A 26,964-nucleotide genomic window follows, 5' to 3' on the forward strand; every position below is an offset into this window, starting at 1 on the left:
CAGTCAGGTCAAACGATCGGTTGTAAGTGTTCGCGGTCAGGCGTGCCGCCCTGAGGGTCCATCATCTGCACCACCGGAATCAGCGTTGGGCCGGCCGGGGCTTTCTTGCCGCGTTTGGCGCGCTTGTTCTTCACGATCAGTGGCGGGCACTTGTTTTCGTTGTGGTAAGTCATCTGACAATCGAGGCAGTAGTGGCATTCGTTGTGGTTGATATGCCCGTCTGGATGGATCGCCTGCACTTCGCATTCGTTGGCGCAGACCTGGCAGGGGTTGCCGCACTCCTTACGCCGCTTGAGCCAGTCGAACAGACGGAAGCGGCCGGTGATCGCCAGGCCCGCGCCCAGCGGGCAGACGTAGCGGCAGTACACCTTGCGGGTGAAGATATTGACGACCAGCAGCAGCACCGCATACGCCACGAACCACCACTGACGATCGAACTTGAGGGTGATCGCCGTCTTGAACGGCTCTACCTCGGCGGCCTGCTCAGCGACCGACATGGATTCGAGCGAGATGCCGAACAGCACCAGCAGGACGATGTACTTGATGGCCCAGAGCCGCTCGTGGATGGCGAAGGGCACGTCGTACTGAGGGATCTTCAGCTTGCGCGCGGCCTCGTTGATCAGTTCCTGCAGCGCGCCGAAGGGGCACAACCAACCGCAGAACACACCACGCCCCCAGAGCAGGATGCTCGCGGCGGTGAACACCCAGAGGATGAAGATCACCGGATCGGTCAGGAACAGCTCCCAGCGGAAGTCCTGCACCAGCGCATGGACAAAGGTCAGCACGTTGACCACCGACAGCTGCCCCAAGGCGTACCAGCCGATGAACACAACGGTGAAGATCAGGTAGCCGTGCCGCAGTCTCTTCAGGAAGGTCGGGTGCTGGGTGAACTTGTCCTGCAGGAAGAGAATCACCGTCAGCAAGACCAGCGCGGCAATGATCACGCCGATCTGGAAGCTCTGCTGGTACCAGATATTGACCCACATCGGCCGGTTGGCTTCCTCGATGGCCGCCAGCTCTTCCTCGGTAGGCTGAGGCCGCTCGATGTACTCCTCGGGCACCTGGTAGGGTAATTCGAAGCTGGTGAACATGCCGCTGACCGGCCCGGTCTGGCGACGCACCAGCAGTTCCAGCGTCCAGGGTGATCCGGGGTCGAACTCCACGTGCTCGCGGACGATGAACACGGCCATCTCGTTGAAGTCAGGCATACCCTCGGCGTACACATCGTCCAGCCGCTGGAAATCCATGTCGCGAAAGCTGATGACATTGCCGAACTGTCGCAACTGCACCCGATCGAAGATGCCGCCCCGCACATAGCCCGATCCCTTGAACGAATACTCGCCACTGCCCAGCACGGCGATGGCATGCTCGCCCGGCTTGAGGTCTTCCATCAGGAAGCGGTACTGGTTGTCACCCAGCAGATTGCGACCGATGGTTGGCGGGTTCAGATGGGCGGCGTAGAGATCGACAAAGGTTTCATTCACTTCATCGGCAGGCGCTTCGTCAATCCCCTCAGCCTCGGTGCCCTTGAAGCCTTCGTTGATGTCGCCGTTGGTTAAATGCAACCGGCGGATTGCGCCATTCCCCGTTAGCTCGGACCAGCTGGCAGGCTGATAAACGTCTTCCAGCACGACAGCGGGCTTCTGCCGGGCGTCGAGGTTGCTCTTGACCAGCCCGAGAGAGGACGCCACCTCATGAGCAGAACGCATGACGATCTCATTGACCACCATGACCGTCACCGTAGCGCCTGTCACCGCATCCACTGTCACAGCCTTCGGGTCTTTGGAACGACCGACAACGACCCGCTGATCAGCCTTGATGCCGGCGTATTTGGCGGTGAAGTCGTGCAGCTTCTGCTCGGGGATACCGATCAGCAGGATGGGCTCGTGATGCTCCAGCACATAGGCATCGATGATGGTGCCGTCAGGCCCCAGGAGTACCTGCATGTTGATCGGCTTGCCTGAATACGCCGGGACGTCCACGACGTCCATGCTCTGATAGGCGTAACCATAAACCGTGCCCACGCCATCCATGAGCGTACGGACTTTGTACTCGCCTTCCGGCTCAGAGATCTGCGTGACTTTCGGGAAGAATTGGTCGATGCGCTGTTGCTCGGCCTCGTATTCCTTTGCTTGCAACGTGAAGGTGCTGAACATCAACAGCAGCAGCAGGGCGAAGCCCAACCTCCATGCGCCTTTGGCGCGAGCTGCGAAAGAGAAAAAGGAAGTCATGGCCTACCTACTTCGGGTGTATGAAACGTGAGGTGATGGTAGGGAGCGGGCCCGGCGCTCTCCTTGACGTACATCAAGCTTGGCCGGGTAAGAACGATCGCATTGAGCCACGTCAATACTGCGCAGGCGCAACATGTCGAAAGGGTAGCCGGCGAGACGGGTCGAATGAGTCGTCCGTCAGATAACCGGAGTACGCGCCGAAGGATGGGCTTCAGCCCAGCAGAACGCGTCGCGGACGCTCCGCACCGAGCCCCAGAGGCTCCAGAAGAGCGGCGCCGATGCGCAGCGCCAACCTGCCTTATGGTGGTCGGCTCAAGCCCACGCTACCGATTGCAAAGGGTCGTAGATTGCGAAACGGAACGCCGCCCGACCCGCCCTTAGCGCGCTCACCGACACCGGCGTCGACTGCAGCGGCGACAGCGTAGAGTGGACTTCAGCCCACCGGATGCCTCACGAACCCTGGCGCCCCGGAGGCGTCAGGTAGGCGGCGGTGGCGCCGCGGCTGGCTTCACTGGCCTTGATTTCCATGCGGGCAACGCTGCGTAGGTGCACCTGATCCGGGCCATCGGCGAAGCGCAGGGCGCGGCCGCCGGTCCACATGTCGGCCAGCGGCGTGTCCGGCGTCAGGCCCATGGCGCCGTACACCTGCATGGCCCGGTCAGCGACATTCGTCAGCATACGAGGCACCAGCACCTTGATCATGGAAATTTCCTTGCGCGCAGCCTTGGCGCCAACCTCGTCGATCATCCAGGCGGTTTTCAGCACTAGCAGCCGCGCCTGCTCGATCTCGATTCGCGACTCGGCAATCCAGTCGCCGACATTCGAATACTGCTGAAGGTACTTGCCGAACGCCTTGCGCTCCTGACAGCGCTCGACCATCAGTTCCAGCGCAAGCTCAGCCATGCCGATCGAGCGCATGCAGTGGTGGATGCGACCCGGCCCGAGGCGCGCCTGAGCCATTTTGAAACCGTCGCCTTCCTTACCCAACAGATTGCTCGCCGGCACCCGCACATTGCGCAGCACCAGCTCACTGTGCCCTTCCGGGGCCAGGTGATTCATCACGGGGATATTGCGCACCAGCTCGACGCCAGGGGTATCGAACGGCACCAGGATCATGCTCTGCTGCTGGTGGGTATCGGCGTTCGGGTCGGTCTTACCCATGACAATCAGCAGCTTGCAGTTGGGGTGCGAGGCATTGGTGATGAACCACTTGCGCCCGTTGATCACGTATTCATCGTCGTCGCGGCGGATCAGCGTCTGGATGTTGGTGGCATCGGAGGACGGCACATCCGGCTCGGTCATGGCGAAGGCCGAGCGAATATCGCCTCGCAGCAGCGGGTTCAGCCAGCGCTCGCGTTGCGAGGGCGTGGCGAACATGTGCAACAGCTCCATGTTGCCGGTGTCCGGCGCGTTGCAGTTGAATACCTCAGAGGCCCAGTGCACACGCCCCATGATCTCCGCCAGCGGCGCATATTCCAGGTTGCTCAGGCCCATGCCCGGCTCGTCTACTCCGAGCGATGGCAGGAACAGATTCCACAGCCCCTCCGAACGCGCCAACGCCTTCAGATCCTCCATGAATGACACCGGGTAAGCGCCCGCGGCGACGTCGTCATGCCAGGCGCCGATACGCGGCACGATGTAATCATCCATGAAGGTGCGCAACTGCTGGCGCAGCGCTTCGACGCGCGGACTGTAGGCAAAATGCATCGGTTACCTCGGCAAAATGGCTGACTGATGCACTCACCATAGGCCTGGATTAACGCAAAACAAACGAGCCTAAGGCGGCTGAATCAGCCGCCAATCAGCTCCCCTGCTATAGCGCCCGGCATTGACCAACGTCATCGTCAGCCGCACTCGAATGCAGTAACGACCGCCGGAACGCATTACCAGTGCAGGTAGAACATTCCCTTGGCCAGTAACACGATGCCGATCATCTGAGCGAAAATCGCCCAGTAGATACGTCGATAGCGCGCCGGCGTCATGCGCCCGCTGCGCAGCAACATGGCGACCATGCCGAAGGTGAAGAACACCCCGATTGCGAGCAGAATCTTCAGCGCCAGCAGCGTCGCGAAACTGCTGGCGAACGGGTCGGCCAATGCCTGGCGGTGATACCAGGCCAGGCCTATGCCGGCCCCGTAGACGAACAGCACCACCCAGTGCAGCACCACACGCAGGCGGGCACCTACTGCCTTGTCGACCCGCTGCATCAACGCCGGCTCGATTTGTTGACGCACCCGACTGAGCACCATCACTTCGACGAACAACGTGCCGATGAAGAAGATGGCCGCCAGCAAATGGATGACGTGCAGCAGGGAATAACTCATCTCGACTCCTTCGGGGCAGCATGTACCAACTACAACACGGCTGAACAGCAGACACTCAATGACTCAGCGCAGTCAACTTGGCACCATCACGCTCAACCTCTTGCCCGACAACGAACCCGTTGTCCGAGCTTCGCACCCGCGACCGACTGCCATCTTCGGCTTCGATTACGTAGCGCGTCTGCTCGAGCCCGGCCGCCTCCTGTACGCCTTGTCCGGCGAAATAGCCCAGGCCGCCGCCGATCAGCGCCCCGATCGGCCCACCGGCCGCAGCGCCGAGCATGAACCCGCTCAACCCGCCGAACCCGCCTCCAACTATCCGATCCTGACCAGCCTCCACTACCTCATCGGCGCCTGCCAATGTGCTTGTCAGCAGTATTGCGCCTGCAACCAAAGCGACTAGATTCTTCATGTGATGCCCCTCGAAGGATTGATGTTTGTGCTTTGACTATAGTCACGAAGCGTGCCGGTTTTTAATGCTTTATTATCAATAGCTTAATGTAGTTTAGGTGTTTTTTACCACAAACAAGCGGGGTAACAAGGACCACACTAATGGTTTTTAAAACCATGATTGATCTCAACGAATTTATCGTCCAACCGTACGGAGCCTGCCGAGTGATCCAGTGCAAACGCGCCTATGAACCCTGCGAAGCCGGTGATGGCTATCGCGTGCTGGTCGATCGCCTTTGGCCACGAAACATTCGCAAGGAAGCACTGTTACTGAATGAGTGGCTGAAAAGCGTGGCGCCTTCAACCGAGCTGCGTCGAACCTTCAAAACTGGCGAGCTGGGTTTCGAAGCTTTTCGTGACAGGTATCGCCGGGAGCTGGCCGGCCATCCCGAGCACTGGTGGCCGCTGCTGGAGATTGCCGGCCGGGGCCCGCTTACACTGATCTATGGGGCTCGTGATGAGCAGCAAAACAACGCACGGGTACTGGCCGAATGGCTCGAGGAAGAGCTGGAGCGACGAGGTGTGCCGAGCTCGCCAACCTGCTATGCCGGCGAGCGAATGGCGTGAGGCTTCAGGAGTAGCGAATGAGGCGCAGCGCGGCGCGGGTACGTCGGCTCCGCCCTGTTTCATCGCAATGCCACGCTGCATTCACTCACACTGCTGTTCAAGCGAACCTGAGCGCCGCCAGCGAGCGACACGCGACTGCCTGCCAACGACTCGCATCGACGCCGGACGCCGCGCCTATGGTTCAATGCATCAACAAAATTGCGCCAGGGGCCCCGAATGCAGGTCGAGCTGCTCGAAATACGCGACCACCTGAGTCGCTTCCCCCCCTTCGACGGGCTGCCAGACGACACCCTCGACGAGATCGCCCGGCAGGTCGAGGTCGGCTATTTCAAGGCCGGTAGCGATATCCTCCGCTACGGCGAACCGATCGAGGAACTGCACTACATCCGCAGCGGCGCGGTGGAAATCTACCGGCGCAACGGCGAACTGTATAACCGCCTTTCCGAGGGCGAGGTGTTTGGCCAGTTCGGCCTGCTGCGCGGACACAAGGTGCGCCTGCCGGCGCGGGCGATCGAAGACAGCCTGATCTATTTCATTCCCGGCCAATTGTTCGAGCAGCTATGCGAGGCCAATGACGCCTTCGCCGACTTCGTCGAGGCCGAGGGCCAGTCGCGCTTGAAGGTGGAGGAACCCCAGGGCAAGGCCAGCGAGCTGATGAAGATCAAGGTGCGCAAGCTGGTCACCCGACGCACCGTAAGCGTGCCGCTTGGCACCAGCGTGCAGGAGGCGGCACAGGTGATGACCGAACATGGCGTCTCTTCGCTGGTGATCTTCGGCCCGCCGGCGAGCGACCCCGAGCCGCCCAGGAGCCAGGTCATGATCGGCATCACCACCGATCGCGACCTGCGCATCCGAGTCTTGGCCGAAGGCTTGCCGCTGGATACGCCGGTCGACACGGTGATGTCGCCCAACCCGATCACCATTCAGGCCGACGACTCGGTATTCGAAGCGATGCTGTGCATGCTGCGCAACAACATCCATCACCTGCCGGTGATGCATCGCCAGCGCCCGGTCGGGGTGATCAACCTGTCGGACATCATCAAGTACGAATCGCAAAGCAGCCTGTACCTGGTCAACAGCATCTTCAACAAGCAATCGGTGGCGGAGCTGCAGGCGTTGCTGCCGGACTTGCGCGCCACCTTCCTGCGCATGGTCAACGAGGAAGCCACCGCACACATGATCGGCAGCGCCATGTCGGGGATCGGTCGCAGCCTGACGCATCGCCTGCTGGAGCTGGCCGAGCAGCGGCTGGGGCCGCCCCCGGTTCCCTACTGCTACATGGTTCTGGGATCGATGGCGCGCGACGAACAGCTGATCGTCACCGACCAGGACAACGCCCTGGTGCTCGACAACCGCTTCGATCCGCGAATCCACGACGAATACTTCCTTCAGCTGGCGAGCTTCGTCAGCGACGGCCTGGCGGCTTGTGGCTATAGCTACTGCAAAGGCGGGATCATGGCCAGCAACCCGAAATGGCGCCAGCCGTTGCGGGTCTGGAGAAGCTATTTCACCCAATGGATCGAGAAACCCAACCCGGAAACCCTGCTCAACAGCAACATCTTCTTCGACCTCGACAGCGTCTATGGCGAGGCCGGGCTGGTGGAAAACCTCAAGGACCTGATCGCGCAGAAAGCCAGCGGCAACCCGCTGTTTCTCGCCTACCTGGCGCGCAACGCGCTCAACCGCACGCCGCCGCTGGGCTTCTTCCGCACCTTCGTGATGGAGAAGGATGGCCAGCAGAACAACATCATCAACCTCAAGGGCCGCGGCACCGCGCCACTGACCGACCTGATCCGGGTGCACGCGCTGGCTGTCGGCTCCAAGGCCCAGAACTCGTTGGAACGCCTGGATGCCATCGCCGCCACCAAGTTACTGACCGAAGACGCCATCACCCAGCTGCGCAATGCCCTGGAGTTCCTCTCGATCGTGCGCATCCGCCATCAGGCCATGGACCTGCTAGAAGGACGCGAACCGGACAACTACATAGAACCGGAAAAGATCTCCGCCAACGAGCGACACAACCTCAAGTCGGCCTTCCAGGTGTTGAGCAATGCGCAGCAGTTCCTGCGTTTCCGCTACCCTGGCCAACTTCCAAGCCGACCGCTATGAGGCGTAGCGGACCCTCGCCCTGCCCCGACTGGCCAGCGCTATTCGCCGAGCTGGCGCAGACGGCCCGCGACCCTCGCCTGGCGCGCTTCTACCAGGCTGGCACCGTAAGCGCCGACACGCCGCTGGAGCAGGCGCCCTTGCTGGCACTGGACGTCGAGACGACCGGCCTGGACAGCCATCGCGACTCGATCGTCAGCCTTGGCCTCGTGCCCTTCGACCTACGCCGCATCCGCTGCCGTGAGGCCAGTTACTGGGTCGTCAAACCGGTATGCGAACTGAGCAGCGAGTCGGTCACCTTCCATCACATCACCCACTCGGATGTGAGCGAGGCGCCAAGACTGGCGACCGTACTCGACGAACTGCTCACCACCATGGCCGGCAAGATCGTGGTGGTGCATTACCGCAACATCGAACGGGGTTTTCTCGACCAGGCGGTGCGCCACCTGCTCGGTGAAGGGCTGCAATTCCCGGTGATCGACACCATGCAGCTGGAAGCTCGCATGCATCCACGCCGGCGTCGATCGGACTGGCTGCGCCAGCTATTCGGCAAGCAGCCGCCGGTATCGATACGCCTGGCCGACAGCCGTCTGCGCTATGGTTTGCCACTTTACCAAGCCCACCATGCCCTGACCGACGCCCTGGCTACCGCCGAGCTGCTGCAGGCGCAGGCGGCCAGGCACTATCCGCCGACGACAACGGTTGGCGATCTCTGGAACTGAAAAGGCGCGACCGTTAACGGTCGCGCCTTTCGATATCACGCTTGCTGGGTAAGAACGATCGTAACTCGGCCTGCGCCGCAGAAACGCCTAAGCCAAGCTAGCGTGGCTCGCTCATCAAGCCCTTGACGATGGACACGCAGCCCACCAGCAGCACGATGGTGAACGGCAGGCCGGTAGACACCGCCATGGCCTGCAGCGCGACCAGGCCACCGCCGAGCAGCAAGGCGACGGCCACGACACCCTCGAGGATCGCCCAGAAGGCTCGCTGCGGCACCGGTGCATTGACCTTGCCGCCAGCGGTGATGGTATCGATGACCAGGGAGCCGGAATCCGACGAGGTGACGAAGAACACCACCACCAGCACGATGCCGATGAAGGAGCTGATCTGGGTCAGCGGCAACTCGCCGAGCATGGCGAACAGTTTCAATTCCAGCGCCGCATCCTGCACCCCGGCGAAGCCATCGGTGACGACCTGACCCAGGGCCGTGCCACCGAACGCGGTCATCCACAGCACCGAGACCAGCGATGGCACCAGCAATACGGAGATCAGGAATTCGCGCACGGTGCGGCCGCGGCTGACCCGGGCGATAAACATGCCGACGAACGGTGACCAGCTGATCCACCAGGCCCAGTAGAAGGCAGTCCAGCCCTGGCTGAAGTTGGCATCGGCGCGACCGATCGGATTGGACAGCGCCGGCAGGTGCGTCAGGTAGCTGCCAAGGTTACTGAAGAATCCCGTGAAGATCGCCAGCGTAGGCCCCGCGATGATGATGAACAACAGCAACAGCAGGGCCAGCACCATGTTGATTTCCGACAGGCGCTTGACCCCCTTGTCCAATCCGGCCAGTACCGACATCAGGGCGATCAGCGTGATGCCGGTAACCAGCAGCACCTTGCTGGTGTCGGTGTCAGGAATATCGAACAGGAACTTGAGGCCAGCCGCCGCCTGCTGGGCGCCCAGCCCCAGCGAAGTGGCCAGACCGAACAGGGTGGCGAATACCGCCAGGATATCGATCACATGGCCCGGCCAGCCCCACACCCGCTCACCGAGCAGCGGGTAGAAGATCGAGCGAATGCTCAGCGGCAAGCCCTTGTTGAAGGAGAACAGCGCCAGCGCCAGCGCCACGATGGCGTAGATCGCCCAAGGGTGCAGGCCCCAATGGAAGATGGTGGCGGCCATACTCAGACTGGCCGCCGCCTGGGCATCGCCGGCTGCGGCGCCCAGGGGGGCCCAGTCGGTACGCACACCGTTCTCTACAGTGGTGCCGCCCATCGCAGTGGAGAAATGCGACATGGGTTCAGCCACGCCATAGAACATCAGGCCAATGCCCATGCCGGCCGCGAACAGCATGGAAAACCAGCCCGTGTAGGAATAATCCGGAGTCGCCTCCCTTCCGCCCAGGCGCACCTTGCCCAGGGGAGAAAGAATCAGCCCCAGGCACAGCAGGACGAAAATGTTCGCCGAACCGAGGAAGAACCAGGCCAGGTTGCCGGTCAGCCAGTCGCGCACGGCGGTGAACAGCGGTTCGACCTCGCTTCGCAGGGCCAGTGTGAGGATCACGAACAGGACGATGGTCAGCGCGGAAATGCTGAACACCTTGCTGTGGATATCCAGGAACCTGCTCTTGATGTTGTCCTGACCGATGACGTAGTCCGTGTCGATCAGATTGGCCGCTCCGGTCGGCGCGGGGATACTCTCCACGGACGCTGCCGTGTCTTGTCCGGGATTAGTTGCCATCTGCCGTTCTCCTTATTCTTGGTTGGCACGTCAACACACACGTACAAAGGACTCTGCTCGATAATGCTAACAGCCAGGGTCCGGTGCGTAACGACCAAGACCGGCATCGACGATCCCAGAACCGTCATATCCGAGGACGGGGCTTGCCGTCTCCCTAGCAGGTGATGTATCGGCGTGCTCGTGCCGTGACGGGTACAGACGCTGGGTGGCAACAACTCGGCGCTATCGGTCGGCGGGTGGCGAAGCGGCCTTTGCCGCTAAGACCATCGTGGCGGACGCAGCGTCAACAATGCCGCTCGCGACGAACAGCAGCACAAGGCAAGTGCGGGAGAATGGCTGGCAGGAAGGAACTGAAGCGGCGCGGCGCGCCAAGCTCGCCAGCTGTGGGCTGGCGAGCGGTGTACTGAACACTTTAGTGCTTGCGATTGACCGTCAGCGCGGCGCGGATTACGTCTGCACCGATTTCCGCTTCATAGGATTTCCACACCGGCATCATCTTCTCGCGCCAGGCCTGACGCTGCTCGGGCGTAAGCGTGACCAGCTTGCTGCTGCCACTGGCGAAGATCCGGTCGCGATCGCGCTGATTCAGCGCCGCGGCTTCGCGGTTCACTGCCTGGGTCACTTCCAGAACGATGCCTTCGAGTTCTGAACGCACCGCGAATGGCATGCTCATCCAGAACTTCGAGTTGGTCACCAGCATATAGTTGAGCACGCCGTGGTTGCTCTCGGTGATGAAGGGCTGAACCGTGTGCATCTGCTGACTGACGATGTTCGACCAGGGGTTTTCCGCGCCTTGGACGACACCGGCCTTGAGTGACTTGTAAACATCGGCGAAGGGCAGCACCACCGGCTTTGCGCCAACCGCATTGAACTGCGCGTCCAGCACGGCGGACGGCTGAATACGGAATGCCAGTCCAGCGGCGTCCTCAGGCAAGCGCAACGCCTGCGTAGCGGAAAGCTGCTTCAGGCCGTTGTTCCAATAGGCCAGACCATAGATACCCGAATCGGCCATAGAGCGCAGCAGATCACGGCTCGTCTCGCGCTTCTGAAAGCGCTGAACGGCGGCCTGATCGTCGAACAGGAATGGCAGGTCGAACACCTGCAGCTTCCTGGTGTATTTGCCGAACTTGGACAGCGACGGCGCCAGCATCTGGACCTCGTTGTTCAGCAGCGCCTGCATCTCGTCGGCATCGCCGACCAATGTCGAGTTCGGGTAGACCTCGACCTTTACCTTGCCGGCCAGGCGCTCGTGCACCAGCTTCTGGAACAACACGGCACCCTTGCCCTTGGGCGTGTCATCGGCCACCACGTGGGCGAACTTGATGACGAAGGGCTCCCCTTCGGCGGCTGCGGCCGGGGTACTCAACCAACACAGGACTGCGATTAGCGCAGCAACACAAGATTTGAACATCTGCCCCCCACGGGAAAAGCTCGAATCGGGCGCTTCGTGAGCACCGTTCGGGCGGTTTATCGATTGCGATAGGTCTCGACTCACGCGGCTGCGCGGCGGATCCATGTCAAGTTGGATGGCCCGCTCATCACGGCGACGGAACGCCGGCGGCTGGCCTTTATTGGAATGCAGCTTTGTGAAACACCGATGCTAGAGCGGTATCGCACGAAGGCGAGAGTCTTGGTCATAGGCGCATCTGATACAAGCGCGAGAAAGTCCAACCAGCTCTCAAAACCGCACATTGCATTGATCGGGCAAACAGAACTTCCCGCCATTGGCCGCTTCTACTGGCAACCACAAGCCGACTGCCGATGCCATGAACCAACACTCACCACAACCTACCCTGATCGACTGTCTGATTGTTGGTGGCGGTCCGGGCGGACTGACCGCTGCCCTCTACCTGGCCCGCTTTCGCCGCAGCTGCCTGGTGATAGACGCCGGCTCCAGCCGAGCCTCGTGGATTCCACGCTCCCGCAATTATCCGGGCTTCCCCCCGGGGATCAACGGCAACGATCTGCTGGTACGCCTGCGCGAGCAGGCCAGCGGCTACGGCGCCAGAATCGAACACGGCCGGGTCGAAAACATCGAGCCGCATGCGGACGGGTTCAGCGTCAGCTACGGCGATCGAACCTGCGTCACCCGGCGAATCATCCTCGCCACCGGCATCGAGGACACACTGCCGGATATGCCGGAGGTCGAGCAGGCGATCGCTGAAGGCAAGGTGCGGTTGTGTGCTATCTGCGACGGCTATGAGGTCGATGGCGACAACGTCGCGGTCTATGGCGAGGCGGAAAACGCCATCAGCCACGCGGTGTTCCTGCGCACCTTCAGCGACCGCGTCACGGTGGTGGTACACGGTGAGCAAGATGCCTGCGATCAAGCCATCGCATTGGCCGAACACTACGATATCCGCCTGATCAGCGACCGCGTCGAAGCGCTGCGCCCCTGCGAAACGGGTATCGAGCTGATCACCCACAGCGGCGACAGCCATCACTTCGATATCATCTACCCCAGCCTTGGCGCGCGCTTTCGCTCGGAACTGGCTCTGCAGCTGGGCGCGGAATGCGATGAATGCGGCGGTGTACGGGTCGACGATCATCTGCAGACATCGGTGCGCGGACTTTATGCCATCGGCGACGTGACTCTGGGGCTGAAACAGATCAGCGTTGCCATCGGTCAGGCCGCACAGGCAGCCACCAGCGTACACAACAGCCTGGAAGCCAACCCATGGGGCGGCTCGGCGGCGACTCGCTGAGCGCCGCTCTGCTCGATCACATCCAGCACCTAGGCAAGTCTTTCAACACGCACCATGGCGAAGCGCCGCCCGGTGAAAAGCAAGCAGTCCCGGCTCTGCCGAACCTGCTGACCGGTCCCGCCGCGCAAAACGCGGTAAGCGGCATGACGAACATTCCATTTAAAGCGTTCAGAAGTTTGCGGCGGTCTAGGATGAATACAAAGCCTATTCACCTGGAGCGCACCGCATGTCACTCAGCGTTTTCGACCTGTTCAAGATCGGCATCGGACCGTCCAGCTCACACACCGTGGGCCCGATGCGCGCGGCGTTGCGCTTCGCCGAAGGGCTAAGGAGTGACGATCTGCTGGACGCCAGCGAGCATCTCAGAGTCGAGCTGTACGGCTCCCTCGGTGCCACCGGCAAAGGCCACGGCAGCGACAAGGCCGTGTTGCTCGGGCTCGAAGGCGAGCTGCCCGAGGAGGTCGATACCGAGACCATTCCACAGCGCATGGCAGCGATGCGTGAATCTCACGAGTTGCGCCTGCTGGCCGAAAAAAGCATTCGCTTCGATATGAGCAGCGACCTGCAGTTCATCCGCAAACCGCTGGCCTTCCACCCCAACGGCATGATCTTCCGCGCCTTCGATGCGGCCGGGCTTCAACTGCGCAGCCGCGAGTACTACTCGGTGGGTGGCGGGTTCGTCGTCGACCAGCAGGCCGCTGGCAACGATCGCATCGTCGAAGACCGCACACCGCTGCCCTATCCCTTTCACAGCGCTGCCGAACTGCTTTCGCTGTGCGGCGAGCACGGGCTGTCCATCAGTCAACTGATGCTGGCCAACGAGGCCGTCTGGCGCCCGGAAGCCGATACCCGCGCCGGCCTGCTGAAGATCTGGCGGGTGATGCAGGACTGCGTCAAGGCCGGCTGCCGCACCGAAGGGGTGATGCCCGGCGGCCTTAAGGTCCAGCGCCGCGCCGCCGGCCTGTACCGGCAACTCAGCGAACACCCGGAAGCCAATCTGAGCGACTCGCTCAACGTGCTGGACTGGGTCAACCTGTACGCGTTGGCCGTGAATGAGGAAAACGCTTCCGGCGGGCGGGTGGTGACTGCGCCAACCAATGGCGCAGCGGGAATCATCCCGGCACTGCTGCATTACTACGCACGTTTCATCCGTGGCGCCAACGAGGACGGCGTGGTGCGCTTTCTACTCACCGCGGCGGCGATCGGCATCCTGTACAAGGAGAACGCATCCATTTCCGGCGCGGAGGTAGGCTGTCAGGGCGAGGTCGGCGTCGCCTGCTCGATGGGTGCGGGGGCGCTGTGCGAGGTGCTCGGCGGTACGCCGAGCCAGGTCGAGAACGCCGCCGAAATCGGCATGGAGCACAACCTCGGATTGACCTGCGACCCGGTTGGCGGGCTAGTACAGGTGCCCTGCATCGAGCGCAACGCCATGGGTGCGGTCAAAGCCATCAACGCGGCACGCATGGCATTGCGCGGCGACGGCAGCCATTTCATCTCGCTGGACAAGGTCATCCGCACCATGCGCCAGACCGGCGCCGACATGAAGAGCAAATACAAGGAAACTGCCCGAGGCGGACTGGCGGTCAACATCATCGAGTGCTGATAGGTGTCATGCTCGCCGGCTCACGCAAATAGCGGCAATCGGCACCCTCACGCTTTATCATCCGCTGCACCTCAGGCGTCGGAGGAAGGAATTCGCGCTACGGGTCTGCTGTCTTCTCCAAATGCCGCTAGAGCACAACATAAAAATGCCGGATCACCACGCCGAGGAACCGATGAATAGCCCCGAGCCGTCCACGCCGAAGAACACCCGTCTGGCCCGGAGCACGCTGGATTATCCCGTGGTTGGCATCGGCGCCTCGGCGGGTGGCCTGAAAGCGCTGATAACCTTTTTCGAGCAGATGCCCAGCGATTGCGGCATGGCCTTCGTGGTCATCATGCATCTGTCGCCCAAGCATGAAAGCAATGCGGACAAGATCCTCCAGAACGCTACCCGGATGCGCGTGCTGCAAGTCAACCAACCGGTGCCCATCGAGCAAAACCACGTATACGTGATACCGCCGGCGATGGATCTGTCGATGAATGATGGCTATCTGCGCCTGATGAAACCCACCCGCGAACGCGGGCCGCAGGTGGCCATCGATCTGTTCTTCCGCGCACTGGCCGATGTCCACCATACCCACGCGGTAGGCATTGTGCTTTCTGGCAGCGGTGCAGATGGCTCGGTCGGGCTCTCGCGCATCAAGGAACAAGGCGGCATCACCCTGGCGCAGAGCCCGGAAGATGCCGAGTATGATTCGATGCCGCTCAGCGCCATCGAAACCGGAATGGTCGATATCGTACTGCCGGTGGCGGAGATGCCGCAGCGGCTGGTGGAGCTGGCGCTCAATCTGAAAGCGCTGCTCGCGCAGCAGCAACCGATCCCCTCGCCCGGCGAAAGTGAGCAGGCAGGCGAGAACCAAGGCGAGTTCGAGCACGCCCAGGCCCATAGCCAGTCCAAAACCAGCGAGCGGGCGCTGCAGGAGATACTCGCGTCGCTTCGCACCCGCACCGGCCATGACTTCCGGCACTATAAGCTCGCGACCGTACTGCGCCGCATCGAGCGACGGATGCAGGTCAACGCCCTGCGGGACATGCCCAGCTACTCGAGATACCTGCAAGAACGTCCCGAGGAGACCCCTGCACTGCTGGCGGACATGCTGATTGGCGTGACCAATTTTTTCCGCGATCGGGAAGCGTTCGAGGCGCTGGAACGCGACGTGGTTCCGGCGCTGTTCGAGCAGAAGGCAGACTCCGAGGACAAGTCCCTGCGGATCTGGTCCGCGGCATGCTCGTCTGGAGAGGAGGCGTACTCGCTGGCCATACTCTTTGCTGATCAAGCCCACGTCAGCGGGCCCGGCGCCGAAGTCCATCTACAAGTATTCGCCACCGATATCGACGATCGCTCGCTGGAGGCCGCTCGCGCCGGGATCTATCCCGAAGCCATCGTGACTGATGTCGCACCCACCCGCTTGCGTCAATACTTCGTCAAAGAACAGAGCCACTACCGCATGCAGAAGGAGCTGCGTGAACACATCCTGTTCGCGCGTCACAACATCCTTCGAGACCCGCCGTTCTCCCGGCTCGATCTCATCTCGTGCCGCAATCTGATGATCTACCTCGACCGGGACATCCAGATCGAAGTACTGCGCATGTTCCACTTTGCGCTCAACCCCGGCGGCTACCTGTTCCTAGGCAGCTCCGAAACGGCGGATGCCTGCAGTCAGCTGTTCGAGCCGGTGGACAAGAAGAACCGCATCTACCGGGCGAAAAATGTCGGTTCCAATCTCCGCCGCACGCCCGCAGGCCCATTCCAGCCAATCAACGCTACTCCGCTGAACACGGCGCCACGCAGCGAACCGCCCAGGCGCAACCGGAAGTTCTCCTTTGCTGATGTGCATCAGCGGGCGCTTGAGCAGTACGCCCCGCCCAGCGTGATCGTCAATCACGAAGCCGAGATCGTACACATGTCCGACCGGGCCGGAAATTTCCTGCGCTATGTCGGCGGCGAGCCATCGCTGAACCTGACGACGCTGGTCCATCCGCAACTCCGCCTCGAGCTACGCACGGCGCTCTACCAGGCCACCCACACGGGTAAAAGCATCGAGGCGCGGCGGGTACAGCTGGAGCGCGACGGCCGGCACTATTACGTGAACATGGTGGTGCGACCGTTCCGCGATAACGAAGCTGGTGGCCAGTACATGCTCGTAATCTTCGATGAAGTCGAAGACACCATGGACAGCAACACGCCAGCAAAATTTGATACCAAAGACAGCGTACTCACCCAGCTGGAAGCCGAACTGCAGCAGACCAAGGAACAGCTGCAAGTGACGATGGAGCACTCGGAAACCTCCACCGAGGAGCTGCGTGCCTCTAACGAGGAGCTGCAGGCGATCAATGAAGAGCTGCGCTCGGCCACTGAGGAGCTGGAGACCAGCAAGGAAGAGCTGCAATCGATCAACGAAGAGCTCACCACGGTCAACTTCGAGCTCAAGACCAAGGTCGATGAAACGAGCAAAATCAACGACGACCTGCAGAATCTGATCTCCTCGACCGACATCGCCACGCTTTTCGTCGATCGCAGGATGCGCATCAAGTGGTTCACCCCTCGAGTGCGCGACATTTTCAACGTGATCGGCAACGACGCCGGACGTTCGCTGCTGGATATCACCCATCGCCTCGATTATCCGCAGCTGCACACGGACGCCATCGAGGCGTTCGAAGCGCTCCATCTGGTCGAGCGCGAGGTCGGCAGCCGTGATGGGGAGCGTTGGTACCTCGCGCGACTTCTGCCGTATCGGACGCTGGATGATCGTATCCAGGGCGCGGTCCTGACCTTCATTGACATCACCGACCGCCGCCGCGCCGAAGAGAGGGTGCGTGCCGGCGAGGCCCATTTGAAGCTATTGGCGCAGAGCACCAAGGGCTACGCCATCATCACCCTGGACTGCGACGGCATCATCACCACCTGGAACGTTGGCGCCGAACACATCTTCGGCTACACCGAGCAAGAAATGATCGGTCAGTGCATCGACATGATCTACACCGCGGCGGACCGCCTGAACGGAGTGCCGGAAGCCGAGCGCAAACGCGCATTGGAGCAGGGGCAGGCCGCCGACGAAAGATGGCATATGCGCCGGGATGGCACGCAGTGCTTCTTCAGTGGCCTGGTCAATCCGCTGGTGGACCAGGCCGGAAAGGTGACAGGTTTCGCCAAGATTGCCCGCGACGTGACTGAGGATCGCCAGCGTAGCAACGATCAGCAAAGCGAGCTGGAAATCATCCAGGCAGCCAATCAGCAAAAAGACCAGTTCTTTGCGGTGCTTTCCCATGAGCTCAAGCACCCGCTCAATCTTATCCAGCTCAACACCGATCTGATCTCACGCTCCCAGGCGGCCAAAAGCGCACCAGGCCTGAGCAAGGCCACCCAGGCGATCCAGAACGCCGTGCGCAGCCAGTCGCGGATTATCGACGATCTGATGGACGTCTCTCGCATCCGTACCGGCAAGCTCAAACTCAACTTCACCACGCTGCAGTACCAGGACGTGCTCAAGGGTATCGAAGCAGTGTTCGGCCCACTGGCCCGGGCCGAAGGCGTTAGCTTCGAAACGTTCAAGCCAGAGCAGCCCATTTTTGTCTACGCCGATGCCACGCGGCTCGAACAGATCATCTGGAACCTGCTGAACAACGCCTGGAAGTTCACCAAAGGCGGCGAGCGCATCTGCATGCAACTCGAGCGCGATGGTGACCAGGCCCGGCTGGACGTGATCGATACCGGCGAAGGGATTTCCGCCGATTTTCTGCCTAAGGTCTTCGACATGTTCGGCCAAGCCGAAATGCAGCACGCCCAGCGCTCCAAGCATGGCCTGGGGATCGGCCTCGCCCTGGTCAAGCAGCTGGTGGAGGCACACGGTGGCCGTATCGATGCGTTCTCCGAAGGGCTTCGCCGAGGCGCGCGCTTCAGTGTCTGGCTGCCGATGCATTTGCAGACCGAACTGGAGCTCAGCGAGCTAGCCAACGCCAGCGAGGCCGGCGGACTGGCCGGCATCCGCATTCTGCTGGTGGACGACTCACCGGACATCCTCGACACCATGTGCGAATTGCTGGAAAGCGAAGGTGCCATCGTGACCACCGCAGGCGGCGGTGCGCAGGGCATCGAGCAGGCCGAGACCACTCGCTTCGATGTGATCGTCTCCGATATCGGTATGCCGGTCATCGACGGCCACAAGATGATGACCGAGATACGCCGCGGCACCACCAATGCCGAGACCCCGAGCATCGCCCTGACCGGTTACGGGACCCTGCGCGACGTGGAAACTGCCAAGGCCGCAGGCTTTACCCTGCATCTGCGCAAGCCGATCGACCTGCAGGCGCTGATCGACGCCGTGACCCAGGCGGTGCATTAGATGCAGCACGCCACGGCTCGCTCTTCGTAGGAGCGAGCTTGCTCGCGATCCGGGGCGTTTATTGCGCCGCAATTTTGCAGCCTCAACCCTCCTTGCCAATCCCATACTCACGCAGCTTGTTGGCAATGGTGGTGTGTGAAACGCCCAGGCGCTTGCCCAGCAGGCGGCTGCTCGGGTGACGCTGGTAAAGCGCCTCCAGCACCGCCTTCTCGAAGCGCCCGACGATGCCATTCAGATCGCCCTCCAGGGAGAACTCGCCCAGTGGCTTTGGCGTACCGTAGTCCGGCAAGCGTATGTGTTCCGGTTTGATCACCCCGGCCTCGCACAGCGAAACCGCCTGAAACAGGGTGTTCTCCAGCTGCCGCACATTGCCCGGCCAGTGGTAGGCGGCCAGCCGTTCCAGCGCCTGCGCTGACAGGCTCGGCAGGGCGCAACCGATCTGCCGGCTGGCCTGATCGAGAAAGTGCAGCGCCAATGGCTCCAGCCCATCCAGGCACTCGCGAAGTGGCGGAATATGCAGCGACAGCACGTTGAGGCGGTGATAAAGATCCTGGCGGAATTCTCCCTTGGCACAGAGTTCGGACAGGTCCAGCTGAGTCGCGCAGATCACCCGCACGTCCAGGTAGACCTCCTCGTCGCTGCCGACCCGACGGAAGCAGCCGTCCTGGAGAAAGCGGACCAGCTTGGCCTGCAACCGCGCGCTCATCTCGCCCACGCCATCGAGAAACAGCGTGCCACCCGAGGTCAGCTCCAACAGGCCGAGCTTGCCTTCGGGACGTGCGCCTTCGAAGGCGCCCGGGCCATAGCCGAACAGCTCGGTCTCGGCCATGGATTCCGGCAGGCCGGCGCAGTTCAGCGCCATGAACGGCGATTGCCCGCGCGGGCTGGACAGATGGCAGGCACGCGCGAGCAGCTCCTTGCCGGTGCCGGTCTCGCCTTCGATCAACAGCGGCGCGTCCAGCGGGGCCATGCGCCGGGCTTCACGGACCACGGCGGCCATTACCTTCGAGCTCTGGAAAATGCTGTCGAACCCGCGCAGCTCCTGCTTGCGCACGTTGTAGATGCGCTCGCCGACGCGGTCGGCACGATGCAACGTGAGGACCGCGCCGGCCAGCGCCTCACTGTCGTCGTGCTCCGATTGCAGCGGGGCGATATCGGCGAGGAATACATCGCCCTTGATGGTCACTCGCAGGCCGTTGATACGCGCCTTGTTTGCCCGCACCAGCTCCGGCAAGTCGAAATCCTCGGCGTAGCGCGACAGGCTCATGCCCGGCACCTCATCCACCCGCACGCCGAGCAGCTGCGCCGCCGCGCGGTTGGCGGCAACAATGGCGCCAGCCATGTCGATGGACAGCACCGGAAATTCCAGTGCGCCGAGCAGCGCATTAAGTTCCAGCGAATGTCGTTCGCTGGGCATCAACCCGACCTTGCGCACTTCGAACACGCCTTGCAACGCCTCGATTTTTGGCCGCAGCGCCTGCAGCTGCAGGTTCATCAGGTTGGGGCAATGCAAGTAGACCGCATTGCCGTGCTCGCCGCCGACTTCGCCGCGCGCCACGTTGATGCCGTAATCCACCAGCAGCTCGAGCATGTCCCGAAGAATGCCGATGCGGTTCTGGCAAAGAATCTTGATACGCATGGAAGGGTGCCTTTGGGCTTGTTGTTATGACCGGCGTCGGACTTTTTGCGGATCGCCGTTGATTTTCGTCAAGATTATTTGACAGTGATGAGGGCGAGCAAGGCGATTTTCATGCAATCGCGCCACATCGTAATCATTTCGTTACGGACAACCGGGGCGAACTGCGGCAAACCGGCCGCGCACGGCTCGTCATACGGGACTCAACGCGATCAGATGAGGCATCCATAACAACAAGACTCACGCGGCCATCCCGCTCAGGAGGTCAGATGAAAGCTACGAAATACGTCGCCCGCGAACCGGATGCGCAAGGCCGGATTCACTACCCGGACGCCGAACATGCTGTCTGGCAGACCCTCATCGAACGCCAGCTGAAGCTGCTCGACGGCCGCGCCTGCCAGGAGTACCTGGATGGCATCGAACAGCTCGCCCTGCCCCGTGATCGCATCCCTCAATTGGACGAGATCAATCGAGTGCTGCAAGTCACCACTGGCTGGCAAGTGGCACGGGTACCCGCCTTGATTCCCTTCCAGACCTTTTTTGAACTGCTGGCGAGCAAACGCTTTCCGGTGGCCACCTTCATCCGAACCCCGGAAGAGCTGGACTACCTGCAGGAGCCGGACATCTTCCATGAGATCTTCGGCCACTGCCCGCTGCTGACCAACCCCTGGTTCGCCGAATTCACCCACACCTATGGCCAGCTTGGCCTTAAGGCGAGCAAGGAAGAACGCGTCTATCTGGCCCGGCTGTACTGGATGACCATCGAGTTCGGCCTTGTGGATACAGCCGCCGGCCGGCGCATCTATGGCGGTGGCATCCTCTCCTCGCCGAAGGAAACGCTCTACAGCCTGTCCGACGCCCCCGAGCACCAAACATTCGACGTGGTCGAAGCCATGCGCACGCCGTATCGCATCGACATCCTGCAGCCGGTGTACTTCGTTCTACCGGAACTCAAACGGCTGTTCGATGTGGCCCACGAAGACATCATGGCCCACGTGCGCAAGGCCATGCAGCTGGGCCTGCATCAGCCGAAGTTTCCGCCAAAAGCGGCGTAGGGTAGAAAACTGCGAAGCATTTTCCACGCGTTGGTCCGGCCGCCACCAATCCGTAGGGTGGATGACGCCGAAGGCTCATCCACCGACCACGACGAGGCCTCTTCGCAACGTGGCGGACCGAACCCGACGCGTGGACAAGCCTCCGGCGTTGTCCACCCTACGCTGCTTAACTCTTATGACCCTCACCACAAGGACCAAACCATGACTGCTCTCACCCAAGCCCACTGCGAAGCCTGCCGCGCCGATGCACCGAAGGTCTCCGATGATGAACTGGCCGAGCTGATCAAGCAGATCCCGGACTGGAATATCGAAACCCGCGATGGCCACATGGAGCTGGAGAAAGTTTTCCTGTTCAAGAACTTCCGCCACGCCCTGGCCTTCACCAATGCCGTTGGCGAAATTGCCGAAGCCGAAGGTCACCATCCAGGTCTGCTCACCGAGTGGGGCAAGGTCACCGTCACCTGGTGGAGCCACTCGATCAAGGGCCTGCATCGCAACGACTTCATCATGGCCGCGCGCACCGACGAGGTCGCCAAAACCGCTGAGGGCCGCAAGTGAAGCATTTCAGCGATGTCGCTCGGGTCCCCGGCGATCCGATTCTGGGGCTACTCGACGCCTACCGCGCCGATCCGAACCCGGCCAAGCTCGATCTGGGTGTCGGCGTCTACAAGGACGCGCTGGGCCTGACACCCATTCCCAAGGCGGTCAAGCTGGCCGAGCAGCGGCTGATCGACAGCGAAGCGACCAAGAGCTACATCGGTGGGCATGGCGACCCGCTGTTCGGTGAGCAGTTGCTGCGCCTGGTGCTCGGCGAAGACTCGCCTGCCTTGATCGAAAGTCGTGCCGGCTGCACCCAGACACCCGGCGGCACCGGCGCACTGCGGCTGGCTGGCGACTTCATCGCCAAGTGCCTGCCGGGTCGCAGCCTCTGGCTCAGCGACCCTACCTGGCCAATCCACGAAACCCTGTTCGCCGCAGCTCGGCTCAAGGTCGAGCACTACCCCTACGTGAACGCGCAGAACCAGCTGGATGTGCCGGCGATGCTCGCCGCGCTGGAGCACATTCCGGCTGGCGACGTGGTGTTGCTGCACGCCTGCTGCCACAACCCCACCGGTTACGACCTGGACCAAGACGACTGGCGCCAAGTGCTGGACATCGTCCGCAAGCGTGAGCTGCTGCCATTGTTCGACTTCGCCTACCAGGGCTTCGGCGACGGCCTGGACGAAGACGCATGGGCTGTGCGGCTGTTCGTCGAGGCGCTGCCGGAAGTGCTGATCACCAGTTCCTGCTCAAAGAACTTCGGGCTCTATCGTGAGCGCACCGGTGCGCTGATCGCGGTTACCGGCGATAACCAGTCTCTAATCGACGTACGCAGCCAGTTCGCTTCGGTGGCACGTAACCTCTGGTCGACGCCGCCGTCGCATGGTGCCGCCGTGGTGGCAACTATTCTGGCTAACAGTGAGCTGCGCCAGCTCTGGCAACAGGAAGTCGCGGCCAAGCGAGAGCGCATCGCTGGGTTGCGCCAGGGGCTGGTAGAAGCCCTCGCGCCGCACGGACTGGCCGAGCGTTTCGCGCATATCGCGCGCCAACGCGGCATGTTTTCCTACACCGGCCTGACCGCCGAGCAGGTGTTGCGCCTGCGAGCCGAGGACGCCGTGTATCTGGTGGAAAGTGGCCGCGCCAACATTGCCGGGCTGGATGCCGAACGCCTGGACCAGCTGGCCCAGGCTATCGCGCGGGTCGTGCGATGATCAGCCGGCCTTCAGCAGTTTGAGCAGCTCCCGCGCGCCCTCTTCGGACGATGCGGGATTCTGCCCGGTGATCAGCAGGCCATCGACCAGCACGTAGGACGACCAGTCCGGCCCCTTGCTGTACTCACCGCCAAGCGCCTTGAGTTTATCCTCCAGCAGAAAGGGCACCACCTCGGTGAGCTGCACGGCTTCCTCCTCGGTGTTGGTGAAACCGGTCACGCGCTTGCCCTTGACCAGATATTCCCCGTCCTCGCCACGAACCCCGACCAGTGCCGCCGGCGCGTGACAGACTGCCGCCACCGGCTTGCCCGCTTTGATGAAGGACTCGATCAACGCGATCGATGTCTGGCTGGTGGAGAGGTCCCACATCGGGCCGTGGCCACCCGGATAGAACACCGCATCGAAGTCCGCCGCGGACACGTCGTCCAGCGTGCGGGTGTTGGCCAACAGCGACTTGCCTTCGGCATCGTCCTTGAAACGCTGGGTCGCCGCGGTTTGCGCATCGGCCTCGTCGCTCTTGGGGTCCAGCGGCGGCTGACCGCCCTTGGGTGACGCCAGGACGATCTCGGCGCCGGCGTCCTTGAATACGTAATAAGGCGCAGCGAATTCCTCAAGCCAGAAACCGGTGGGTTTGCCGGTGTTGCCGAGCTTGTCGTGAGAGGTGAGCACGATGAGGATTTTCATGGGGTCTCCTGTGATCCGAGGCCCTTCGAATGCGGGCCGTGGTTCATGTCGACCATGGGGGTGGGGAATGGGTCAATAGCATTGGCCGCAGCCAAAGCCGCGACACCCGCTGCCTCTCTGCTTTTCGTATGGGCAAGCTTTGGCCGCGAAGTATTCAGCTTATCCATCCGACCCGTTTGCCGAGTGGGCTAGAGCATTGGTTTCGCCCTGCTGGGCGAGTCACTTTTTCTTGAGTGGACCAAGAAAAAGTAACCAAAAAGAAGGCCACCCCTGCATCCGGGTTTTGCTTCGCAAAACTTCCCTCCCTCCGGCGCTGCTCCGGGGGCCGTCGCGAAGGGACATCCATGTCCCATCACTCCTCGCTCGGCATCCATGCCTCGCGTCCCCCTACGCAGCACCTACGCTCGGCCTCCTGAAGGGGACTCGGGACCGAGTCGTCTGGAAGTTTTTGAACAGCGACAGCAACAAAGCACTTCAACCGTCGGCGGGCTTCGTAGGGTGGAAAAACTGCGAAGCATTCTCCATCGCAATCGACGCTGCAATCGGTATCGAACTTTGCCGACGAAAATCGGTGGGTAAGCTTCGCGTTACCTACCCTACGATCGCTCGATACTCGCACAACCGCTTCGCTGCACTGCCCAACGGACACCACCGAATCGCCCCTTTCAGGAGGCCGAATGGAATCCGCGCGGAGGGGAGCGAGCGGCATGGATACCGCGAGAGGCGTAGGCATCCCCGCGATAAAGGGCCAGGGATGGCCCTTTATCGCCGGCCCCCGGAGCGTGGATGGAACGAGGGAAGTCGAGCGCAGCGAACCGGGGACGCCTAGTCCGGATGCAGGGGCAAGACCTTTTGGTTCCTTTTGGCGGGGCCGGCCATCCGGAGACTGCCAAAAGGGACTCGCCCAGCAGGCGAAACCAATGCCTCAAACAACCCGGCCAATCGGGTAACCACGCGAGCCCGCAGCACAAAAGCTTCGCCGCAGGGACTCCGCGTCCCTAGCTCCTACGGCAGTGCAAACTCGGCAAAATAAGAAAGGGCGCCGAAGCGCCCTCCTTCCAAACCCAATCGATCAGATCCTGAAGCTCCCCACCAGCTGCTTCAACCGCGCCGCCTGCTGATCGAGGTCGCCACAGGCGCGCAGGGTCGATTGCAGATTTTCCACGCCTTGCTGGTTGAGGGTGTTGATCTCGGTGATGTCCATATTCAGCGACTCGATCACCGAAGTCTGCTCTTCCGTAGCGGCGGCCACCGACTGGTTCATCGCATCGATCTCCCCAATGCTCTGGGTCACGCTACTGAGACGCTCACCGGCACGGTTGGCGATGCCCACGCTGGCCTCACTCTGGCGCTGGCTTTCGGTCATGGTGGCTACCGAATCACGCGCGCCGACTTGCAGTTTCTCGATCATGCCGTGGATTTCCTGGGCCGAGGCCTGGGTGCGATGCGCCAGGCTGCGCACCTCGTCGGCTACCACAGCGAAACCACGCCCGGCCTCCCCGGCGCGGGCCGCTTCGATGGCAGCGTTGAGCGCCAGCAGGTTGGTCTGCTCGGAGATGCCCTTGATCACGTCAAGGATCTGGCCGATGCCGACGGTCTGGCTGTTGAGCGCCTCGATCTGGGTACAGGACGCGCTGATGTTGTTCGACAGCTGCTTCATCGCCTCGATGTTCTGCTCCACCACCGTGCGCCCATCTTCGGCCTGATGGCTGGCACCGCTGGCCTGCTGCGAGGCATCAGCCGCGTTGCGGGCGATCTCCTGTGCGGCGGCGCCGAGCTGGTTGATCGCGGCGGCGACGCTGTTGGTACGGCTGGCCTGCTCATCGGAGTTGAGCATCGATGAGTTGGAAGCGGTCAGCACGCGCTTCGCCACTTCGTTGACCTGCTCGGTGGCCGACGACACATCCCGGATCGAGCCGTGGATACGCTCGACGAACCGGTTGAACGCCATGGCCAGAACACCGAATTCATCGTTCGACTCGACTTTGAGGCGGCGCGTGAGGTCGCCTTCGCCCGCGGCGATGTTTTCCATCGCTTGACCCATGTCATTCAGCGGGCGCATCAGCACGCGGATCAGCATGCCCAGCAGCAGCATAATGAAAACCACGGCAATGATGGTGGCGAGTACCGCCGTGGTACGGAAGCTGGACAACGCGGCATAGGCTTTGCCCTTATCCACCGAGATACCGACATACCAGCTCACCGAAGGCAGGCCGGCTACCGGGCTGAAACTGACGATCCGCGTCTGGCCGTCGAGCTCGGCTTCGCTATATTTGCTGGTCAGCGCTGGGGTGTCCTGCGGATAGAGATCACCCAGGGTCTTCATCACCTTGGTCTTGTCCGGATGGACGAGGATTTTGCCGTCGCCGCTAACCAGGAAGGCATAGCCCAGACCATCGAAGTCCAGCGCGTTGATGGTGTCTACCAGTACGCGCAGGCTTAGGTCGCCGCCGACCACACCGAGATTACGGCCGCCACGCTTGGCTGGCGTTGCCGCCGAAATGACCAGTTCATTGGTGGCGGTGTCCACATAGGGCTCGGTCAGGGTGGTGCTTGCCGCGGCGATGGCGTCCTTGTACCAGGGTCTCTGGCGCGGATCGAAGTCGGCCGGCAGCTCGAGCCGGGGGTAAACGATGAACTCGCCGTCGTCGGCGCGGCCCAGGTAGGTGAAGGCGAACGTGGAGCTGAGCGCCGGCTGCTCGACCAGCGACTCGACCGCGCCGCCCGAGCTGTCATGAGCGACCGTCTGTGCCACGCTTTCCAGCAGCACCAGGCGGCCGGTAAGCCAGTTCTGGATATTGTTCGCGGTGCTTTCGCCCATCTCGCTGAGGTAGTCCTGGAGATTGTCGCGAATAGCGTTGCGCTGCAGGTAATCGTTGTAGAGCGTGAACAGGGTGAAGGTCGCGATCACTACGAGTGACGCGGCCAAGAGAATCTTGTGGCTGAACTTGAGACGGCTAGACATGGGGGCAAGTCCGGATCGGGTCTGATCGAATCGGCAATCCCTGGCCTGGGTGAGCATCCATTGCGTTACATCCGTGCTGTCGGCTGGA

At 61.8% G+C, this 26,964-nt stretch carries 18 protein-coding genes and 1 pseudogene; 9 read left to right on the forward strand and 10 right to left on the reverse strand.

Features of this window, described 5'->3' with window-relative positions; translation table 11 throughout:
• Window positions 1-8: 8 nt before the first annotated feature.
• The 4 genes from nosR to DQ405_RS05555 all read right to left on the reverse strand — a co-directional run bounded on the left by nosR (window position 9) and on the right by DQ405_RS05555 (window position 4,964).
• Window positions 9-2,231: a transcriptional regulator NosR gene (nosR, locus tag DQ405_RS05540; protein ID WP_168423274.1), complete on the reverse strand. Its 2,223-nt coding sequence runs from the start codon at window positions 2,229-2,231 to the stop codon at window positions 9-11.
• Between the two features lie 450 nt (window positions 2,232-2,681).
• On the reverse strand, window positions 2,682-3,938 hold the full coding sequence (locus tag DQ405_RS05545) for an acyl-CoA dehydrogenase family protein (protein ID WP_168423275.1): 1,257 nt from the start codon (window positions 3,936-3,938) through the stop codon (window positions 2,682-2,684).
• Window positions 3,939-4,114: 176 nt separating this feature from the next.
• Window positions 4,115-4,555 (reverse strand): CopD family copper resistance protein, encoded by a 441-nt coding sequence (locus DQ405_RS05550; RefSeq protein WP_168423276.1) that lies wholly within the window; start codon window positions 4,553-4,555, stop codon window positions 4,115-4,117.
• Window positions 4,556-4,610: 55 nt separating this feature from the next.
• Window positions 4,611-4,964: a hypothetical protein gene (locus tag DQ405_RS05555; protein ID WP_168423277.1), complete on the reverse strand. Its 354-nt coding sequence runs from the start codon at window positions 4,962-4,964 to the stop codon at window positions 4,611-4,613.
• 203 nt (window positions 4,965-5,167) lie between these two features.
• Between DQ405_RS05555 and DQ405_RS05560 the strand changes: the two genes are divergently transcribed.
• The 3 genes from DQ405_RS05560 (at window position 5,168) to DQ405_RS05570 (ending at window position 8,397) form a co-directional block, all read left to right on the forward strand.
• On the forward strand, window positions 5,168-5,569 hold the full coding sequence (locus DQ405_RS05560; RefSeq protein WP_168423426.1) for a DUF488 family protein, N3 subclade: 402 nt from the start codon (window positions 5,168-5,170) through the stop codon (window positions 5,567-5,569).
• 216 nt (window positions 5,570-5,785) lie between these two features.
• Window positions 5,786-7,678, forward strand: coding sequence for a DUF294 nucleotidyltransferase-like domain-containing protein (locus tag DQ405_RS05565; RefSeq protein WP_168423278.1), 1,893 nt, complete (start codon window positions 5,786-5,788; stop codon window positions 7,676-7,678).
• The gene (locus tag DQ405_RS05570) at window positions 7,675-8,397 is read left to right on the forward strand and encodes a 3'-5' exonuclease (protein WP_168423279.1); all 723 of its coding nucleotides are present in this window, start codon (window positions 7,675-7,677) and stop codon (window positions 8,395-8,397) included. The genes DQ405_RS05565 and DQ405_RS05570 overlap by 4 nt, the downstream gene beginning before the upstream one ends.
• A 97-nt stretch (window positions 8,398-8,494) precedes the next feature.
• Here DQ405_RS05570 and DQ405_RS05575 read toward each other — a convergent pair whose 3' ends face one another.
• Together DQ405_RS05575 and DQ405_RS05580 are read right to left on the reverse strand one after the other, a co-directional pair.
• Complete coding sequence (locus tag DQ405_RS05575; RefSeq protein ID WP_168423280.1) at window positions 8,495-10,135, reverse strand: BCCT family transporter; 1,641 nt, start codon at window positions 10,133-10,135, stop codon at window positions 8,495-8,497.
• A 412-nt stretch (window positions 10,136-10,547) separates the two neighbouring features.
• Window positions 10,548-11,546 carry a TRAP transporter substrate-binding protein gene (locus DQ405_RS05580; protein WP_168423281.1) on the reverse strand — a complete coding sequence of 333 codons (999 nt, stop codon included), beginning with the start codon at window positions 11,544-11,546 and terminating at the stop codon, window positions 10,548-10,550.
• Between the two features lie 355 nt (window positions 11,547-11,901).
• On the opposite strand from DQ405_RS05580, the gene DQ405_RS05585 reads away from it, so the two are divergent.
• The 3 genes from DQ405_RS05585 to DQ405_RS05595 all read left to right on the forward strand — a co-directional run bounded on the left by DQ405_RS05585 (window position 11,902) and on the right by DQ405_RS05595 (window position 18,785).
• Window positions 11,902-12,840, forward strand: coding sequence for an NAD(P)/FAD-dependent oxidoreductase (locus tag DQ405_RS05585; RefSeq protein ID WP_174824651.1), 939 nt, complete (start codon window positions 11,902-11,904; stop codon window positions 12,838-12,840).
• Between the two features lie 226 nt (window positions 12,841-13,066).
• Window positions 13,067-14,443 (forward strand): L-serine ammonia-lyase, encoded by a 1,377-nt coding sequence (locus tag DQ405_RS05590; protein ID WP_168423282.1) that lies wholly within the window; start codon window positions 13,067-13,069, stop codon window positions 14,441-14,443.
• A 172-nt stretch (window positions 14,444-14,615) separates the two neighbouring features.
• Window positions 14,616-18,785 carry a CheR family methyltransferase gene (locus DQ405_RS05595; RefSeq protein WP_168423283.1) on the forward strand — a complete coding sequence of 1,390 codons (4,170 nt, stop codon included), beginning with the start codon at window positions 14,616-14,618 and terminating at the stop codon, window positions 18,783-18,785.
• A gap of 82 nt (window positions 18,786-18,867) precedes the next feature.
• Here the strand turns inward: DQ405_RS05595 and DQ405_RS05600 are convergent, their stop codons facing one another.
• Window positions 18,868-20,424, reverse strand: a complete 1,557-nt coding sequence (locus DQ405_RS05600; protein WP_168423284.1) for a sigma-54-dependent transcriptional regulator — start codon at window positions 20,422-20,424, stop codon at window positions 18,868-18,870.
• A gap of 266 nt (window positions 20,425-20,690) precedes the next feature.
• Here DQ405_RS05600 and phhA point away from each other — a divergent pair, with 266 nt between their 5' ends.
• From phhA to DQ405_RS05615, 3 genes are all read left to right on the forward strand, one after another.
• Window positions 20,691-21,476: a phenylalanine 4-monooxygenase gene (gene phhA / locus DQ405_RS05605; protein WP_168423285.1), complete on the forward strand. Its 786-nt coding sequence runs from the start codon at window positions 20,691-20,693 to the stop codon at window positions 21,474-21,476.
• 201 nt (window positions 21,477-21,677) lie between these two features.
• Window positions 21,678-22,034: a 4a-hydroxytetrahydrobiopterin dehydratase gene (locus tag DQ405_RS05610; protein WP_045430164.1), complete on the forward strand. Its 357-nt coding sequence runs from the start codon at window positions 21,678-21,680 to the stop codon at window positions 22,032-22,034.
• Window positions 22,031-23,227, forward strand: coding sequence for an aromatic amino acid transaminase (locus tag DQ405_RS05615; protein ID WP_168423286.1), 1,197 nt, complete (start codon window positions 22,031-22,033; stop codon window positions 23,225-23,227). Before DQ405_RS05610 ends, DQ405_RS05615 begins: the two co-directional genes overlap by 4 nt.
• On the opposite strand, the gene DQ405_RS05620 is transcribed toward DQ405_RS05615, so the two are convergent.
• The 3 genes and pseudogenes from DQ405_RS05620 to DQ405_RS28485 all read right to left on the reverse strand — a co-directional run.
• On the reverse strand, window positions 23,228-23,911 hold the full coding sequence (locus tag DQ405_RS05620; RefSeq protein WP_168423287.1) for a type 1 glutamine amidotransferase domain-containing protein: 684 nt from the start codon (window positions 23,909-23,911) through the stop codon (window positions 23,228-23,230).
• A gap of 1,072 nt (window positions 23,912-24,983) precedes the next feature.
• Window positions 24,984-25,862 carry a methyl-accepting chemotaxis protein gene (locus DQ405_RS28480; RefSeq protein WP_446730867.1) on the reverse strand — a complete coding sequence of 293 codons (879 nt, stop codon included), beginning with the start codon at window positions 25,860-25,862 and terminating at the stop codon, window positions 24,984-24,986.
• Window positions 25,842-26,933, reverse strand: a pseudogene (locus DQ405_RS28485) (cache domain-containing protein); the annotation flags it as partial. The pseudogene DQ405_RS28485 and the gene DQ405_RS28480, both read right to left, overlap by 21 nt.
• Window positions 26,934-26,964 lie beyond the last annotated feature (31 nt).

The organism is Pseudomonas sp. SST3 (assembly GCF_003325755.1).

Bases quoted from the DNA above. Each gene is read 5' to 3' on its own strand.
- DQ405_RS05550 (WP_168423276.1), bottom strand. From the start codon at position 4,555: ATGAGTTATTCCCTGCTGCACGTCATCCATTTGCTGGCGGCCATCTTC.
- DQ405_RS05585 (WP_174824651.1), top strand. From the start codon at position 11,902: ATGAACCAACACTCACCACAACCTACCCTGATCGACTGTCTGATTGTT.
- DQ405_RS05600 (WP_168423284.1), bottom strand. From the start codon at position 20,424: ATGCGTATCAAGATTCTTTGCCAGAACCGCATCGGCATTCTTCGGGAC.
- DQ405_RS05590 (WP_168423282.1), top strand. From the start codon at position 13,067: ATGTCACTCAGCGTTTTCGACCTGTTCAAGATCGGCATCGGACCGTCC.
- DQ405_RS05565 (WP_168423278.1), top strand. From the start codon at position 5,786: ATGCAGGTCGAGCTGCTCGAAATACGCGACCACCTGAGTCGCTTCCCC.
- DQ405_RS05555 (WP_168423277.1), bottom strand. From the start codon at position 4,964: ATGAAGAATCTAGTCGCTTTGGTTGCAGGCGCAATACTGCTGACAAGC.
- DQ405_RS05595 (WP_168423283.1), top strand. From the start codon at position 14,616: ATGAATAGCCCCGAGCCGTCCACGCCGAAGAACACCCGTCTGGCCCGG.
- phhA (WP_168423285.1), top strand. From the start codon at position 20,691: ATGAAAGCTACGAAATACGTCGCCCGCGAACCGGATGCGCAAGGCCGG.
- DQ405_RS05545 (WP_168423275.1), bottom strand. From the start codon at position 3,938: ATGCATTTTGCCTACAGTCCGCGCGTCGAAGCGCTGCGCCAGCAGTTG.
- DQ405_RS05575 (WP_168423280.1), bottom strand. From the start codon at position 10,135: ATGGCAACTAATCCCGGACAAGACACGGCAGCGTCCGTGGAGAGTATC.
- DQ405_RS05580 (WP_168423281.1), bottom strand. From the start codon at position 11,546: ATGTTCAAATCTTGTGTTGCTGCGCTAATCGCAGTCCTGTGTTGGTTG.
- DQ405_RS05570 (WP_168423279.1), top strand. From the start codon at position 7,675: ATGAGGCGTAGCGGACCCTCGCCCTGCCCCGACTGGCCAGCGCTATTC.
- DQ405_RS05610 (WP_045430164.1), top strand. From the start codon at position 21,678: ATGACTGCTCTCACCCAAGCCCACTGCGAAGCCTGCCGCGCCGATGCA.
- DQ405_RS05620 (WP_168423287.1), bottom strand. From the start codon at position 23,911: ATGAAAATCCTCATCGTGCTCACCTCTCACGACAAGCTCGGCAACACC.
- nosR (WP_168423274.1), bottom strand. From the start codon at position 2,231: ATGACTTCCTTTTTCTCTTTCGCAGCTCGCGCCAAAGGCGCATGGAGG.
- DQ405_RS28480 (WP_446730867.1), bottom strand. From the start codon at position 25,862: ATGGCGTTCAACCGGTTCGTCGAGCGTATCCACGGCTCGATCCGGGAT.